The organism is Leisingera sp. S132 (assembly GCF_025144465.1).
Lineage (GTDB): Bacteria > Pseudomonadota > Alphaproteobacteria > Rhodobacterales > Rhodobacteraceae > Leisingera.
The window spans coordinates 3581983-3598016 of sequence record NZ_CP083553.1 but is presented as its reverse complement, the minus strand read 5'-3'; the positions used below and the strand labels follow the sequence as shown (position 1 = coordinate 3598016).

General features: G+C 61.5%; 15 protein-coding genes. 11 read left to right on the top strand and 4 right to left on the bottom strand.

From position 1 onward, the window contains the following. Positions 1 to 23 precede the first annotated feature (23 nt). Positions 24 to 608 carry an outer membrane lipoprotein carrier protein LolA gene (locus tag K3725_RS17730; RefSeq protein ID WP_065267988.1) on the top strand — a complete coding sequence of 195 codons (585 nt, stop codon included), beginning with the start codon at positions 24 to 26 and terminating at the stop codon, positions 606 to 608. A gap of 193 nt (positions 609 to 801) precedes the next feature. Here K3725_RS17730 and K3725_RS17725 read toward each other — a convergent pair whose 3' ends face one another. Next, a complete protein-coding gene (locus tag K3725_RS17725) occupies positions 802 to 1389 on the bottom strand; it encodes a lytic transglycosylase (protein WP_260016571.1) in 588 nt (195 codons plus the stop codon). A gap of 334 nt (positions 1390 to 1723) precedes the next feature. Here K3725_RS17725 and hspQ point away from each other — a divergent pair, with 334 nt between their 5' ends. Further along, a complete protein-coding gene (gene hspQ, locus K3725_RS17720) occupies positions 1724 to 2050 on the top strand; it encodes a heat shock protein HspQ (protein ID WP_260016570.1) in 327 nt (108 codons plus the stop codon). A 37-nt stretch (positions 2051 to 2087) separates the two neighbouring features. On the opposite strand, the gene K3725_RS17715 is transcribed toward hspQ, so the two are convergent. The 3 genes from K3725_RS17715 to K3725_RS17705 form a co-directional block, all read right to left on the bottom strand. Next, entirely contained in the window at positions 2088 to 3662 is a 1575-nt protein-coding gene (locus K3725_RS17715) for a gamma-glutamyltransferase family protein (RefSeq protein WP_260016569.1), read from the bottom strand. Between the two features lie 301 nt (positions 3663 to 3963). Beyond that, complete coding sequence (locus K3725_RS17710) at positions 3964 to 4413, bottom strand: ATP-binding protein (RefSeq protein WP_260018633.1); 450 nt, start codon at positions 4411 to 4413, stop codon at positions 3964 to 3966. A 35-nt stretch (positions 4414 to 4448) separates the two neighbouring features. Further along, positions 4449 to 4793, bottom strand: a complete 345-nt coding sequence (locus K3725_RS17705; protein WP_039184747.1) for an STAS domain-containing protein — start codon at positions 4791 to 4793, stop codon at positions 4449 to 4451. Between the two features lie 95 nt (positions 4794 to 4888). On the opposite strand from K3725_RS17705, the gene K3725_RS17700 reads away from it, so the two are divergent. From K3725_RS17700 to K3725_RS17660, 9 genes are all read left to right on the top strand, one after another. Continuing rightward, a complete protein-coding gene (locus K3725_RS17700) occupies positions 4889 to 6061 on the top strand; it encodes an acetyl-CoA C-acyltransferase (RefSeq protein WP_260016568.1) in 1173 nt (390 codons plus the stop codon). A 93-nt stretch (positions 6062 to 6154) separates the two neighbouring features. After that, positions 6155 to 6610 (top strand): GAF domain-containing protein, encoded by a 456-nt coding sequence (locus K3725_RS17695; RefSeq protein WP_260016567.1) that lies wholly within the window; start codon positions 6155 to 6157, stop codon positions 6608 to 6610. A gap of 199 nt (positions 6611 to 6809) precedes the next feature. Continuing rightward, positions 6810 to 7379 (top strand): helix-turn-helix domain-containing protein, encoded by a 570-nt coding sequence (locus K3725_RS17690; protein ID WP_260016566.1) that lies wholly within the window; start codon positions 6810 to 6812, stop codon positions 7377 to 7379. Positions 7380 to 7388: 9 nt separating this feature from the next. Further along, the gene (locus K3725_RS17685) at positions 7389 to 7760 is read left to right on the top strand and encodes a GFA family protein (RefSeq protein ID WP_260016565.1); all 372 of its coding nucleotides are present in this window, start codon (positions 7389 to 7391) and stop codon (positions 7758 to 7760) included. Positions 7761 to 7775: 15 nt separating this feature from the next. Continuing rightward, the gene (locus K3725_RS17680) at positions 7776 to 10223 is read left to right on the top strand and encodes an FAD-dependent oxidoreductase (RefSeq protein ID WP_260016564.1); all 2448 of its coding nucleotides are present in this window, start codon (positions 7776 to 7778) and stop codon (positions 10221 to 10223) included. 45 nt (positions 10224 to 10268) lie between these two features. Then, positions 10269 to 11339, top strand: coding sequence for an alcohol dehydrogenase family protein (locus tag K3725_RS17675; RefSeq protein ID WP_260016563.1), 1071 nt, complete (start codon positions 10269 to 10271; stop codon positions 11337 to 11339). Further along, positions 11336 to 12232 (top strand): homocysteine S-methyltransferase family protein, encoded by an 897-nt coding sequence (locus K3725_RS17670; protein ID WP_260016562.1) that lies wholly within the window; start codon positions 11336 to 11338, stop codon positions 12230 to 12232. Before K3725_RS17675 ends, K3725_RS17670 begins: the two co-directional genes overlap by 4 nt. Positions 12233 to 12250: 18 nt before the next feature. After that, positions 12251 to 13264: a GlxA family transcriptional regulator gene (locus tag K3725_RS17665; protein ID WP_260016561.1), complete on the top strand. Its 1014-nt coding sequence runs from the start codon at positions 12251 to 12253 to the stop codon at positions 13262 to 13264. Positions 13265 to 13347: 83 nt separating this feature from the next. Then, positions 13348 to 15798 carry an FAD-dependent oxidoreductase gene (locus K3725_RS17660; RefSeq protein ID WP_260016560.1) on the top strand — a complete coding sequence of 817 codons (2451 nt, stop codon included), beginning with the start codon at positions 13348 to 13350 and terminating at the stop codon, positions 15796 to 15798. Positions 15799 to 16034 lie beyond the last annotated feature (236 nt).

Sequence of the window (16034 nt, the reverse complement as noted above, 5' to 3'; positions counted from 1 at the left end):
AGCAGCACACCTATGTTGAGGCCATGAAACGGATTGCACTTGCGCTTGCGCTGACCTTCATGGCCCCGGCCTCCTGGGCGGCAGAGAAACTAAGCCTCAATGAGATTTCCCGGTACTTGAATGGGATCTCAACGGCGTCGTCACCCTTTACTCAAATCAATGACGACGGCAGCCTGTCCACCGGCAAGCTGTACATGCACCGGCCCGGGCGGATGCGGTTTGAATATGACGGAAAAGGTGGCGGCACAGTTGTGGCCGGGGGGGGCGCGGTGGTGATCCACGATCCGAAATCGAATCAGCCCCCTGAAACCTATCCGCTGAAGAGGACGCCGCTGTCGATCATTTTGGACCGCAGGGTGGATCTGGGCCGAGCCAACATGGTGGTTGGGCACAGCTTTGACGGCACATCAACAATTGTTCGGGCGCAGGACCCGGAAAACCCGGACTATGGCAGCATTGAAATGATGTTCACCGGCAGTCCGGTGGAACTGCGCAAATGGGTGATCCATGACGGCGCCGGAGGTCAGACGACCGTTATCCTGGGCGCGATGGAAACCGGTGTTAAGCTGTCCTCAAGCCTATTCGTGACCACCGGCCGCTCTCGCTGAGCCAAGGCCACCCGCCAAGAGAAGCCCGCTGCGCTGGCTCTGTTGCAGCGGCAAGCACCTAACTGTGTTCTCTCTGCTTCAACGGCCAAACAACCGCGGAACCGCAGCGCGCATTGCGCGCTGCTTGATCCAATGGTTGAGGGCTGGATAAAGAAAGCCTCTTAAGCGGGCGAGAGAGCCTGCGTGCCGTGTTTCAGCGGAACTTGCGGCAGGTGGCCAGCTGCGCCTGGTACGTTTGGGCACGCGTTTCGACCTGACCGGCAACGCGCATGAGCCAGGCTTTGGAGCGGTAACTGCCGCGGGCATAGCCGCTGTGGCCTTCGTGGTAGGCCAGATACTGGTTCCGCGCATCGTAAAGAGGGATGCCGTTCTTCTCCAGGCTCTTGCGCATGTACCAGCCCATGAAATCCGCTGCATCACCGATCCGGTCGCGTTTTGCGCGCCGCCGGCCGGTGTCGCTGCGGTAATCGTCCCAAGTGCCGTCAAGGGCCTGACTGTAGCCATACGCGCTGGACTGACGCCCGACCGGGATCACCCCCAGCAAATACTGATGCGGTGTCCTGGCATCGCCGCGGAAACGGCTTTCGTGATAGATAGTTGCCATCTGCACATGCACCGGCACACCCCAGCGGCGCTGGGTCGCGCGGAAAGCTTTCAGGTATTCAGGGCGCTGCTGGATAATGCTGCAGGCGTTATCCAAATCGCGCGGTGGCGCTTTGTGCCCGCCTCCGCAAGACGCAACCGCCATGAGGAGAACGAGGGCGCTGATGAATCTGCTCATTGCCTCTGCCCATTTTTGTTTTGGGTTTGTTTTGGGGCAAGTTTAGCGGATTGCCGCAGGCGAGGAAATCACAATTCCAGAAACGGTCGCCCCTTCAGTTGCGGGAAAACCTCGCACCCCAGCGCACATCTGCCGTAAACGTAATCGCACCATCCGAAGAGGCTCCAGAACATGCTGTCACCCTTCTGCCAGACAGGGGGCAGAAACAGTCAGAGAGGGGGCATTTGCTACTGTCAAAGCGGTCTCCACAGTTTGTTTCCCCGATAATTTGCCTCAAGAGTTGGACTTTTCCCCGACGGACGCGCTATTTAGATAGGACGAGGGCTAAAAGACCATGATGAGAACACGCGCAAAATACAATCTTGGGCAGGTCGTCCGCCACCGGAAGCATCCCTTTCGCGGTGTCGTCTTTGATGTGGATCCTGAGTTCTCGAATACCGAAGAATGGTACGAAGCGATCCCGGAAGACAGCCGGCCAGTCAAGGACCAGCCATTTTATCATCTTTTGGCCGAGAACGACCAAAGTTACTATGTTGCTTATGTTTCCGAACAGAACCTTGTTGCGGATTACTCGGGTGAGCCTGTCGGTCATCCCGATGTGCCTGAGATGTTTGGTCATTTTGACGGTGGCGCCTATTCTTTGCACTACCAGCTGAACTGATATCTTTATCCAGCTCTTTCGAGCCGAACCGCAGGCATCAGTAGCCCAAAGCACACCCGTCCTTGCGCGGATCGCTGCCGCCTTCCAGCACTCCTGATTCACTGATGCGGATCGCTTGCGCTCCTCCTAGCGGCGTGTCCGGCGTTTCAACTTTGTGCCCCAACTCGCTCAGCTGCCTTCGGACCGCGTCAGAATAGCCGCGCTCAACTTTCAAAATACCACTGTCGGCGAAGCACCGCGGGGCATCGATCGCGGTTTGCAGGTCCATACCGAAATCCAAAAGGTTTGATACCAGCCTGGCGTGGCCGGTCGGCTGGTATCCGCCGCCCATCACGCCGAAGGGCATGATCACGTCTTCACCCTTCTTCAGCATAGCCGGAATGATCGTGTGCATCGGCCGTTTGCCGGGACCAAATTCGTTTGGATGACCTGCCTCAAGCGTAAAGCCGGCACCGCGGTTCTGAAGCAAAATGCCAAACTTTTCCGAGGCGATACCAGAGCCGAACCCGTGGAAGATCGAATAAATAAGAGACACGGCCATGCGGTCTTTGTCTACGACAGTGATATAGACGGTTTCCTTGTGCACGGCTTCGGTCAGCGGTTCGGCGGCGGGCATCGCGCGTTTCGGGTCAATCAGAGCTGCAAGATTTGCAGCGGTTTCAGCCGAAAGCATGTGGTCAAGCCGCGCGGTGTAATCCGCGTCGGCAATAAACCGGTTACGTGCGTCATAGGCCAGCTTGGCGGCCTCCGCTTCGAGGTGCGCGCGCTCAGCCCCAAAAGGATCCAAGCTGCCAAGATCGAAGCTTTTGAGAATATTGAGGAGAAGGATTGCCGCCGCACCTTGCCCGTTGGGCGGGTGTTCGGCCAGACAATTGTCTTTGTAGTGGCCTTCAACCGGACATGTGGCAAAACTTGCCGCGGATTCAAAGTCCCCAATGTTGTGTGCACCGCCCAAAGCTGACAATGCAGCGATCATGTCTTCAGCCACTTCCCCAGAGTAGAACGCATCGCGCCCGTTCTTAGCGACCCGGCGCAGCACTTCGGCTTGACCCGGCGCGCGGAACACCTCTCCAGTGCCCAGGGGGCGGCCGTCTTTCAGGTAATGTTTGAGCGCTGCGCCTTGCAGGGTTTCAGCACTGTTTTTCCAGTCAAAAGCGGTGCGGGGAGCAACTGGAACGCCATGTTCGGCGTAATGGATGGCGGGCTGCAGCAGCGTGTCCAGGCCTAACCGTCCCTCAGTTTCCGCAAGACAGCAAAACGCATCCATGGAGTATGGAATGGTAACTGCGTCCGCGCTGGTCAACGGCACCGCTGCCAGGCCCCGCGCTCGCAGGTCCGCAGCACTGGCACCTGCAGGTGCGCGCCCTGACCCGTTCCATGCCCGGATGCCATGCCCGGGTCTTGAATGAAGCACAAAGCAGTCTCCACCGATACCCGTCATTTGCGGCTCGCAGATGCCGAGCATGACCGCTCCGGCCAAAGCCCCGTCCATGGCATTGCCGCCGCGCTGCAGAATGTCCACAGCAACCCGCGCCGCCAGCGGATGCGAGGTGGCGCACATTCCGGAAACTGCAAAAACAGCCGAACGGCCGGGCAGATGGAAGTCTCGCATGGCTCACTTTCCGTTTTGACACGCCAAGCCTAGAGATGACCCGCCTGAAGGCAAATCAAATTGCAACCAGCACAAAGCAGACGGTGCGTCACATAGGTAAGGGAGAGGCGAAGGCTGTATAGAGGTGTCCCCGGTGCCGTGCTCTGGTGGGGGCAAGAACGCACGGCACCAGGGGAAGCTCGTTTCAGCTACAGGTAAGGTTTCGCATATCTATTGGGCTGCGGTGGGCCGGGAATGCGGCGTGATTGTGGCAAAGCGTTAAAGTTGCGCCTACTCAGCTGGGATGTCCGCCAAATCTGTCTCAGGCTTCAGCCGAAGGGCTGGTGACTTGGATCTCAAAACAGAGTGTCAGGTTGTTGCTGCCTTCGGAACGCTCATATTGAACCTGACTCGCGAGTTCCCGGATCAGGAACCAGCCAAACCCGCCTTCAGGCAAATTTTTGGCAGGAACATTGACGTCAGCAGGCTTGCCTTCTGGCAGTTCTCCGTTCGGGTAGGGGGCACCAGCGTCCTGAATGCTGACCCATAAGTGTTCTGGAGAGAGTTTTGCCTGTATTCGGACATCCCCAGGGTCATTCTCCGCATACGCGTGCTCGACCACGTTGTTGACAGCCTCGGTCAGCGCGATTTGCACTTCGTCCGCTCGGGCCGCTGGAATTCCCAGGGTCCGCAGCCGGTCCACAACGGATGAGACGCCGGATCGGGCATCCAGATTAGTGGCCGTGAACGAGCAGGCAAAGGTTCTTACCATCAATTTCTCGCTTTGCGCCGCCAGCGCAGTCGTCTTCAAGAGTTTGCGCTGGCAGGGGCGGTTGCTTCACTCAGCGAACTGTAGAGGTCGAAGATCGTGTCCATACGGGTCAGCCGGAAAACCTTCTCCACCATTGGGGTCAGGCCGGCCAGGTCCAGCCTGCGGCTGCCGCCCAGCTGTTTCATGGCCGCGACAATCGCGCCAAGCCCGCTGGAATCAATAAACTGCACCTCGGACAGATCCAGAATGACGCGCTCTGGTCCGGCTTCGGTTTCCGTGCGCATGTCTTCCTTGAACTGGATAGCCATGGCGGCATCAATGCGTTCGGCATTGACTTTGACGATCTGTGCACCGTCCGTCATGGTGGTCGTCAGGCTCATTTTGATCCCCCGGGATGTAACGTCATTAGACAGCACTCTAGACCGCAAAGCTTACTTTTCTGTAGGTATAATTTCGACGATTGGAGGAAAATTGCATGAAAGATGTTGTTATCGCCGGAGCGGCCCGGACACCCATGGGCGGGTTCCAGGGCATGTATGACGGCGTGACGGCTGCGGAACTTGGCGGTGCTGCGATCCGTGCGGCCCTGGAAGGGGCTGGAACTGCCACCGTGGATGAAGTGCTGATGGGCTGTGTGCTGCCTGCAGGCCAGGGTCAGGCGCCTGCACGGCAGGCGGGATTTGCTGCGGGACTGGGCGAGGATGTTCCGGCCACCACGCTGAACAAGATGTGCGGTTCCGGCATGAAGGCGGCGATGATCGCCTTCGATCAGATTGCGCTGGGCCATGCGGAGACGATGGTCGCCGGCGGTATGGAGAGCATGACCAACGCGCCCTACATACTGCCCAAAATGCGCGGCGGCGCCCGGATCGGCCACGGCCAGGTGGTCGACCACATGTTCCTGGATGGGCTGGAAGACGCTTATGACAAGGGGCGCCTGATGGGCACCTTTGCCGAGGACTGCGCCGAAAAGTACCAGTTCACCCGCGAAGCCCAGGATGAATATGCTCTGAAGTCGTTGTCCAACGCGCTGGAAGCGCAGGAGAGCGGCGCCTTTGACGGTGAAATTGCGCCCGTGACCGTGAAGACCCGCAAGGGCGAAGTGGTGACGGATGCGGATGAGCAGCCGAAATCGGCGTGCCCGGAAAAGATCCCGACGCTGAAACCCGCTTTCCGCAAGGATGGCACTGTGACCGCGGCCAATGCGTCTTCCATTTCCGATGGAGCCGCGGCGTTGGTGCTGGCCTCTGCTGAAATCGCCGAGACAAAAGGCCTGAAGGTCCGCGCCCGCATCCTGGGCCACGCCAGCCACGCCCAGGCGCCGGGCTGGTTCACCACCGCCCCTGTGCCAGCCGCCCGGAAACTGCTCAAGTCCATCGGCTGGACAGTCGGGGATGTTGATCTGTGGGAAGTGAACGAGGCCTTTGCCGTGGTGCCGATGGCCTTCATGCATGAAATGGGCATCTCGCGCGACAAGGTGAACGTGAACGGCGGCGCCTGCGCGCTGGGCCATCCGATCGGCGCCTCCGGTGCGCGGATCATGGTCACCCTTCTGAACGCGCTGGAAAAGCGCGGCCTGAAACGCGGCGTGGCCGCGATTTGCATCGGCGGCGGCGAAGGCACGGCGATCGCCATCGAGCGGGTGTGATCTTCACCTTTGCAAAATACTCTCGGGGGTGAATTGACCGCGAGGTCAAGAGGGGGCAGACAGCCCCCTCAATACGTTTCAGGAGAGCTGCACATGCAGGTTGATTACGAAACCCTGGCAAAGACCATCGCAGCGCTGACCGAAGGCGAAACGGATCAGGTGGCGCTGATGGCCACTGTGGCCTGCGAGGTCCACCACGCGGACGGCCGATTCAACTGGACCGGCTTTTACCGCGCCGTGGCGCCGGAGCTGCTGAAGATCGGGCCTTATCAGGGCGGCCATGGCTGCCTGCAGATCCCGTTCTCCCGCGGCGTTTGCGGCGCCGCTGCGCGTACCGGGGAGGTGCAGCTGGTGCCGGATGTCGATGCTTTCCCGGGCCATATCGCATGCGCCTCCTCCACCCGCTCGGAACTGGTGCTCCCGGTTTGGAACGGCGCCGGGGATCTGATCGGGGTGTTTGACATCGACAGCGACCAGCCGGATGCCTTCACTCAGGAAGACGCAGACCAGCTGGAGGCAATTCTGCGGCAGGTGTTCAGCCGCGGCTGATTCGCTGCCTGGGGCTTTGCGCCCGGCCTCTGGGCCTTACCCTAAGGGGCTGCAGACCAGAAAAATGCCGCCCGGCGCCTGAAGGTGCTGGGTTTTTTCATGGCATCTTTCCGGTTCGTGAAAAAATGCTTGGAAATTTCACGAACTCGGTTCATCGTGAAAAACGAGGAGATTTTTTCATGGAAGGGGGAGAGGGCCGGTGAACGATCAGACGGTGGCAGCGGCGACACTGGGGGCGGACATCAGGGCCTTGCGCAAGGCGCGCGGGCTGACGCTGTCGGACATTGCCGCGATGCTGAACCGCTCGGTCGGCTGGCTGAGCCAAGTTGAGCGCGACATGTCCGAACCCTCGATTTCCGACCTGCGTCAGATTGCCGAGGCGCTGGGGGTGCCGATGTCGATGCTGTTTGCCAATGTCGGCGCCCCGGCGGAAGAGCATGGCTATGTTGTGCGCGCCGGCTCCCGGCGCCCGATGGGGTCCGGCGAGGAGGGTCTGATCGAAGAGCTGCTGTCCCCCGACCTGACCGACGATTTCGAGATGGTGCATTCCACTTTCCGTCCCCGTTCGAAGATGCAGACGCCGGCGAACCGGCCGACGCAGGAGGTCGGCTACATGATTTCGGGCAGGCTGGATCTGCTGATCGGCAACCGAAGCTTCACCGTTGGTCCCGGCGACAGCTTCCGGATCAAGCATGAGCCGTATCAATGGTCGAACCCGTACGACGAGCCCGCAGTGGCCGTCTGGGTGATCGCCCCGCCGGTCTACTAGGAGGAAACGATGATCAAAGGATCCTGTCTTTGCGGCGACATCCGTTTTGAAACCGCTGCCAAGCCGCAGAATGCCTCGATGTGCCATTGCAGCCAGTGCCGCAAGCAGTCGGGCGGCATCTGGGCCTCTGCGCAGGTGCGCGACGAGGAGATTGCCATCACCGGTCCGGTGAGCTGGTTCGAGGCAACGCCGCAGGCCAAACGTGGCAGCTGCCTGCGCTGCGGCTCCTTCCTGTTCTGGAAGGCGGCGGGGGAAGACAGCACCAGTTTCGCTTTGGGCGCTGTCGACGGGAACACCGGTCTCAGCGTCGAAAAGCACATCTTTACCGCCTCCAAGGGCGACTACTACCGGATTGCGGACGGCGTGCCGCAAGAAGACTGAGACTAGGGAGCGAACATGTCTGATTTTCCAACTAAGGCCCGCGTGGTCATCATCGGCGGCGGCGTCATCGGCTGCTCGTCGCTTTATCATCTGGCCAAGAAGGGCTGGACCGATTGTGTTCTGCTGGAGAAAAACGAGCTGACGGCCGGCTCGACCTGGCACGCGGCAGGCAATGTCCCGACTTTCTCGACCTCCTGGTCGATCATGAACATGCAGCGCTACTCGACCGAACTTTATTCCCGCCTCGGCGAGGAGGTCGACTATCCGATGAACTACCACCAGACCGGTTCGATCCGTCTGGCGCATACCAAAGAGCGGATGCAGGAATTTGAACGTGCCTGCTCCATGGGCCGTTACCAGGGCATCGGGATGGAAATCTGGACCCCGGAACAGGCCAAGGAGAACTATCCGTTCCTCGAGACCCACGATCTGGAAGGGGTGCTGTGGGATCCGTCTGACGGCGACATCGATCCGGCTCAGGTGACGCAGGCGCTGGCCAAGGGCGCCCGCGATTTGGGCGCAAGGATCATCCGTTTCTGCCCGGCAACCGGTGTCACTCAGAAGGAAGGCAAGACCTGGATCGTGCACACCGAGAAGGGCGATATCGAATGCGACTATGTGGTGAATGCCGCCGGCTATTATGCCCAGCGGGTGGGGGAGTGGTTTAAGCCCTATGGCGGCCGCACTGTGCCAATGATGGTGATGTCGCACCAGTATCTGCTGACCGAGCAGATCCCGGAGATCGAAGCGCACACCAAGGAAACCGGTAAAAAGCTGCCGCTGATCCGCGACGTGGATGTCTCCTATTACCTGCGCCAGGAGAAGAACGGCTACAACCTCGGCCCCTACGAGCCGAATTGCAAAGGCCACTGGTTGACCGAAGACGACCAGATGCCGGACGACTTCTCGTTCCAGCTGTGGTCGGACGACCTGGACCGGATCGAGGACATCGTGACCGACGCGATGGAGCGGGTGCCGCTGATGGCCTCCTCCGGCGTGTCCAGCGTGATCAATGGCCCGATCCCCTACGCCCCCGACGGCCTGCCGCTGATCGGCCCGATGCCGGGCGTGGACAACGCGTTCGAGGCCTGCGTCTTTACCTTCGGCATCGCCCAGGGCGGCGGCGCCGGCAAGGTGCTGGCGGAATGGATCGTCGACGGCCACACCGAATGGGACATGTGGGCGGTCGATCCGCGCCGCTACACCGACTATACCGACCAGGATTACTGTGATCAGAAAGGCATGGAAGTCTACGGCAACGAATACGCCATGCACTTCCCGCACCACGAATGGCCGGCTGCACGCGACAAGAAAGTCAGCCAGGTTCACAGCCGCATCAAGGCGCTGGGCGGTGTGATGGGCGCCTATAATGGCTGGGAGCGTGCCAATTGGTTTGCCAAGGACGGCGACGACACCTCCGAGGAAGCAACCCACACCTGGGGCCGCTCCGGCCCGTGGCAGCAGCGCATCAAGGAAGAGTGCGAAGCGGTCCGCGACGGCGTCGGCGTGCTGGACCTGCCGGGCTTCTCCCGCTTCAACCTGAGCGGCGAAGGCGCGGCCGAATTCCTGCGCGGCCAAATCACCGGCGGATTGCCCAAAGTGGGCCGAATGAACCTGGTCTACGTCTCGGACGACCGCGGCCGCATCCTGACTGAAATGTCCTGTGTCCGGCATGGCGAAGACCACTTCACCATGATCACCGCAGGTTCGGCCCAGTGGCACGACTTCGAAATCCTGAAGAAGGCGCTGCCCGCAGGGCTGACCCTGACCGACCATACCACCGAGTTCGCGACCATGATTGTCACCGGTCCGAAATCGCGGGAGTTGTTTGCCTCGCTGTCCGAGGCCGATCTGTCCCTGGGCTGGCTCACTCACCAGGAAGCCACCGTATCGGGCAAGCCCGCCTTCCTCGCGCGGGTGTCCTATGCAGGCGAACTGGGCTGGGAGGTGCACTGCGCCAACGAGCACCAGCCGGCAATCTACGACGCTCTGCTGGCAGGCGGCGCCAAGCCTTTCGGCATGTATGCGCTGAACTCCCTGCGCATCGAAAAGGGCTACCGCACCTGGAAGGGCGACCTCAGCACCGACTACTCGCTGCTTGAAGGCGGGCTGGAGCGGTTCGTCAAACTGGACAAGCCTCAGGACTTCCCGGGCAAGGCTGCCATCCAGAACGAAAAGCAGCAGGGCGCGAAGAAGTCCTTTGTGACCCTGATCGTCGAGGCTGGCGACGCAGACGCGCCCTACATGTCCTGCATCTGGAAGGATGGCGCGATCGTGGGCGAGACCACTTCGGGCGACTGGGGCTACCGTGTGAACGCCTCCATCGCGCTGGGGATGGTGCGCAGCGATCTGGCGGTGCCAGGCACCGAGCTGGAGGTCGAGATCTACGGTGAGAAGTGCCGCGCGGTGGTTCAGAAAGACGAACCGCTGTGGGATCCGGCCAACGAGCGCCTGCGCGCCTGATGTGCTAGGGTCCGCCCGTCACGCTTGTTTCAGGAGGCTTCAGCGATGGCCCAGATGATGAAAGGGGTCTGTTTGACCCGGCATGGCGGGCCGGATGCGCTCGAATGGCGTGAAGATATTCCTGTTCCGGTCCCTGGACCGGGGCAGGTGCTGGTCAAGGTGCTGGCGGCAGGCGTCAACAACACCGACATCAACACCCGGATCGGCTGGTATTCGTCAGAAGTGACGGGAGCCACGGATGCGGTCGGCGATGATGCAGAGGTCGAGGCCGGCGGCTGGGGCGGCGCCCTGAGTTTTCCCCGTATCCAAGGCGGCGACCTGTGTGGCCTGGTGGTTCAGACCGGACCCGATACCGGTGCCATCCGCGTCGGACAGCGGGTCACCAGCCAGATCAATATTCCCCGGCCGCAGCCGGACAACCCGGTGGCTTTTGTTGCCCTCGGATCTGAGCTTGATGGCGCTTTCGCGCAATACTGCCTGATGGAGGCGGCAGAGCTGTTCGACGTCAGCGCTTCTCCACTGTCCGATACCGAGATTGCGGCCATGCCCTGTGCCTATGGAACCGCCTGGAACCTGCTGCACCGTGCCGGTGTCTCCGGTGGCCAGCGGGTGTTTGTGACTGGCGCTTCCGGCGGAGTCGGGCTGGCTGCGGTCCAGCTCGCGGCCCGTCTCGGCGCGCAGGTGACCGGCCAGACATCGCCCGCCAAGGCGGAGGCGGTGACCGCAATGGGGGCGGGCAGCATCATCGGCCGCGAGGACTCCCCTGAACCGGGCGGATTCGATGCCGTCATCGACGTGGTCGGCGGCCCGGCCTGGCCTGCGCTGATACAGGCGCTGCGGCCCGGCGGGCACTACGCGGTTTCCGGCGCCATTGCCGGCCCGATCGTCACAGCGGACCTGCGCGAGATTTACCTGCGCGACATTACTATCCACGGCTGCACCTTCTCCCCCCGTACGGTCTTTGCCGAACTGGTGGAGCTGATCAATTCCGGCGCTATCCGCCCCTTGGTCTCGGCAACCTACCCCCTGCAGGACATCGCTCGGGCGCAAGCCGATTTCATGAGCAAGGCGTTTCCGGGCAAACTGGTCCTGATTCCCCCGCAGGAGGCCACATGACAGACATCATCCTTCTTGACGGCTCGATCGGGCAGGAGGTCGTCAAACGGTCCGGTGACCGGGCGACGCCGCTGTGGTCAACCTCCGTGATGATCGAAAAGCCGGATGTGGTCGGCGGGATTCACGCGGATTACTTTGCTGCCGGGGCCACAATTGCCACCACGAATACCTATGCGGTGCTGCGCGACCGTTTGGCCCGTGCCGGGATCGAGGGGCATTTCGAAGAATTGCTGGCCAAGGCCGCTGCACAGGCAACCGCTGCACGGGACGCCCACGGCTCGGGCAGTGTCGCCGCTGCGCTGGGTCCGCTGATTGCCTCTTACCGCCCGGATATCTGCCCGCCGCACCAGGAGGCCGCACCGGTCTATGCAGAGCTTGTTCAGCTGCTGGAGTCGCAGGCTGATCTGTTCCTGATCGAAACTGTGTCCTCTGTCAAACAGGCCAGGGGCGCCTTGCTCGGCTGCGCCGGGACAGTCAAACCGGTGTGGCTGGCAGCCTCGGTTTGCGATGAAGACGGAACGCTGCTGCGTTCCGGCGAGCCGCTGGCAGACCTCGCGCCGCTGGTTGAGGAATTCCAGCCGGAGGCGGTTCTGCTCAATTGCTCGCGTCCGGAGGTCATCGGTGCTGGCCTGGAAATCGTGAAGACCTTCGGCAAACCATACGGGGCCTATGCCAACGGCTTTACCCGGATTTCAGAGGGCTTCCTGAAGGATGCGCCAACCGTGGACGCGCTGGAGCAGCGTCAGGATCTGGGGCCCGTGGCCTACGCGGAATTTGCCATGGGCTGGGTTGCCCAGGGCGCCACTATCGTCGGCGGCTGCTGCGAAGTCGGCCCGGACCATATTGCCGAACTGGCCCGCTGCTTGCGCGCGGCCGGGCATCGGATCGTCTGACCAGGGGAGGGGATCAGCATGGCAGCTCCGGAAAAACTGAAAGCGGCAGACCCGGCCCGGGTCTGGCACATCGACATCATCGTCACCGAAGGTTTTGTGTTGATCGAAATGTCAGCAATCCTCGAGGTGCTGCGGATCGCCAATCGTGTGCTGGCCCAGCCGCCGTTCAAATGGACCGTCCGCTCGCTGCAGGGCGGGCGCGTAGGCTGCCGGGCGGGCCTCAGCGTGGATACCGAACCCTTCGCGGCCAAGCCGGACGCGGATTTTGTCTTCTTCCTTGGCAACTCGGACCCGGATCATCCGGGCCTCAGCCTGGGACGGGTGATCTCCAGCTACACCTGCCGCGATATCAAGGTCTACCTGCTGGCCGAGGCTGCTGCCCGCTATATCCGCGATCAGGGCGGCGCCGCCGGTCGGCTGACGACCCACTGGGAAAATTCTGCCCTGCTGCGCGAGCGGATGGGATTGAATGATTCCAGCCATGCGCTGGCCAGCGAGGACGGGCCGGTTGTGACCTGCGCCGGCATGGGGTCTACTGTCGACATCATCCTGGCGCTGGTCGGCAGGCTGACCTCTGCTGCGGCGCAGATGACCGTGGGCAACATCATGCTGCACGAACAGGTGCGCGACTTCTCCTCGCTGCAGCCCTTTGCCGGCGCCAAGCCGACGATCACCGGTGACAGCGACCTGGATCATTGCATCCGCATCATGCAGGACAACATCGAGGAGCCGGTGCCGATCAGCGACATCGTCGATGAGCTGGGTATTTCCACCCGCTCTCTGGAGCGCAAGTTCCGGACCTTCCTGGGAACCACTCCCAATGGGTTCTACCGGGAAATGCGGCTCTCCAAGGCCAACAATCTCCTGCTCAATACCACTATGAGCGTCCGCGAGATCGGTCTTGCCTGCGGCTTTCCCAACGGATTTTCCAGCCTGTACAAGAGCTTCTTCGGCATCACCCCCTTTGCCCTGCGCAAACGCCGCCGGCTGGGAGAGGATGGTTCAGAAAAAATCCTCAAGGCAGGAGAATAGCCTCGGCAGTCTGACGTTTTTGATGCATTTTGCGCCGCCTGTTCGTGATAATCAGGCGCAAACCCTCATTCAGGAGCGATGACATGAGCGATCTTCCCAACAAGGCCCGCGTGGTGATTATCGGCGGTGGCGTGATCGGCTGCTCGGTGGCCTATCACCTGACCAAGCTCGGCTGGAAGGATGTGGTGCTGCTGGAGCGCAAGCAGCTGACCTCCGGCACCACCTGGCACGCCGCGGGCCTGATCGGCCAGCTGCGCGCGTCCTCCAACATGACCAAGCTCGCGCGCTATTCGGCAGAGCTTTACCTGGGGCTTGAGGAAGAAACCGGCGTCGCCACCGGCATGCGCCAGGTCGGCTCGGTGTCCGCGGCGCTGACCGGCGAGCGGCTTGAAGAGCTCTATCGCAACGCCGCCATGGCCCGCGCCTTTGGCGTGCCGGTGGAGGAATTGTCGCCCAAGGAGGTCAAGGAGCGCTACGAACACATCAATCTGGACGGCGTGACGGGCGGTGTCTGGCTGCCGACCGACGGGCAGGCGGATCCGGCCAACATTGCGCTGGCCCTGGCCAAGGGCGCCCGCCAGCGCGGCGCGCTGGTCAAGGAGCGCATCAAGGTCACCGGTATCTCCAAAAACGGCCGCCGCGTCACCGGTGTTGACTGGGCCAGCGATGATGGCCAAACCCAGGGCCACATCGAAGCCGACATGGTGGTGAATTGCGCCGGCATGTGGGGGCACGAGGTCGGTCGCATGGCGGGCGTCAACGTGCCGCTGCACGCCTGCGAGCACTTCTACATCGTCACCGAAGGCATCGAAGGCCTGACCCAGATGCCGGTGCTGCGGGTGCCGGATGAATGCGCCTACTACAAGGAAGATGCAGGTAAAATCCTGCTGGGTGCCTTCGAACCCAACGCCAAGCCCTGGGCGATGAACGGCATCCCCGACAGCTTCGAGTTCGACCAGCTGCCTGAGGACTTCGACCACTTTGAACCAATCCTGGAAGCCGCCTGCAACCGGATGCCGATGCTGGCGGAGGCCGGTATCCACACTTTCTTCAACGGACCGGAATCCTTTACCCCGGACGACGCTTACCACCTCGGCCTGGCGCCGGAGATGGACAACTTCTGGGTCGCCGCAGGCTTCAACTCGATCGGCATCCAGTCCGCAGGCGGCGCAGGCATGGCGCTGGCGCAGTGGATGGAAGACGGCCAGAAGCCGTTTGATCTCGGCGATGTGGACATCTCCCGCATGCACCCGTTCCAGGGCAACAAGCATTACCTGTTCGAGCGTTCAAAAGAGACCCTCGGCCTGCTCTATGCGGACCATTTCCCCTACCGCCAGAAGGCCACGGCCCGCGGCGTGCGCCGCACCCCGTTCCACTACCACCTCAAGGAGCAGGGCGCCGTATTCGGCGAAATCGGTGGCTGGGAACGCGCCAACTGGTTTGCGAACGAAGGCCAGGAGCGCGAGTACCAGTACAGCTGGAAACGCCAGAACTGGTTCGAAAATTCTGCAGCTGAACACCGCGCTGTCCGTGAAAACGTCGGCATGTACGACATGTCCTCCTTTGGCAAGATCCGCGTCGAAGGCCCGGATGCGGAGGAGTTCCTGAACTACATCTGCGGTGCCAATGTCTCGGTTCCGGCGGGCAAGATCGTCTACACCCAGTTCCTGAACAGCCGCGGCGGGATAGAGGCGGATGTGACCGTCACCCGTCTGAGCGAGACCGTCTATCTGGTGGTGACCCCAGCGGTGACCCGCCTCGCCGATCAGACTTGGATGATGCGCAACAAGGGCGGTTTCAACGTCGTACTGACAGACGTCACTGCTGGAGAGGGCGTTCTGGCCGTCATGGGCCCGAACTCCCGCGAACTGCTGCAGAAAGTGTCGCCCAATGATTTCTCCAATGAGGTGAACCCCTTCGGCACCGCGCAAGAGATCGAACTTGGCATGGGGCTCGCCCGTGTGCACCGGGTGACCTACGTGGGTGAACTTGGCTGGGAAATCTACATCCCGGCGGAAATGTCCGGCCATGCCTTCGAAACCCTCTGGGAGGCGGGCCAGGACATGGGGCTCAAGCTCTGCGGCATGCACATGATGGACAGCTGCCGGATCGAGAAGGGGTTCCGCCACTTCGGCCACGACATCACTTGCGAAGACAATGTGATTGATGCAGGGCTCGGCTTTGCGGTTGCCGTCGGCAAGGACGACTTTATCGGCAAGGCCGCGGTGCTGGAGCGCAAGGAGAGCGGTCCCAAGAACCGCATGGTTCAGTTCAAACTGACCGACCCCGAGCCGCTGCTGTTCCACAACGAGCCGATCATCCGCGACGGCAAATACGTGGGCTATCTCAGCTCCGGTAACTACGGCCACACGCTGGGTGCCGCCATCGGCATGGGCTATGTGCCCTGCGAGGGGGAAAGCGCAGCGGATGTGCTGGGTTCGGTCTATGAGATCGACGTCTGCGGCGTGAAAGTGAAAGCCGAAGCTTCCCTGAAGCCGATGTACGATCCGAAATCGGAGCGGGTGAAGGCCTAAGCACCTCTTCAGTGCATTCACCTGCCCGTTTTGCGTCCCGGCCTTGTGCCGGGGCGTTTTTCGTTGCTGTCCCTGCGGGGACAGCGGCGGGTTCTGCTGCAACGTTCCCCCCGGTTTCACGGCCCAGCCGTTCAGCCCCTCTTGACCCCGCCTGAAATCCCTTGGAGAAATCCATAAAAAGCCTTGTGCGGCAGGGGTAAACAGGTAGGTTGCTTGTCCCGGCCACTGACACGGGC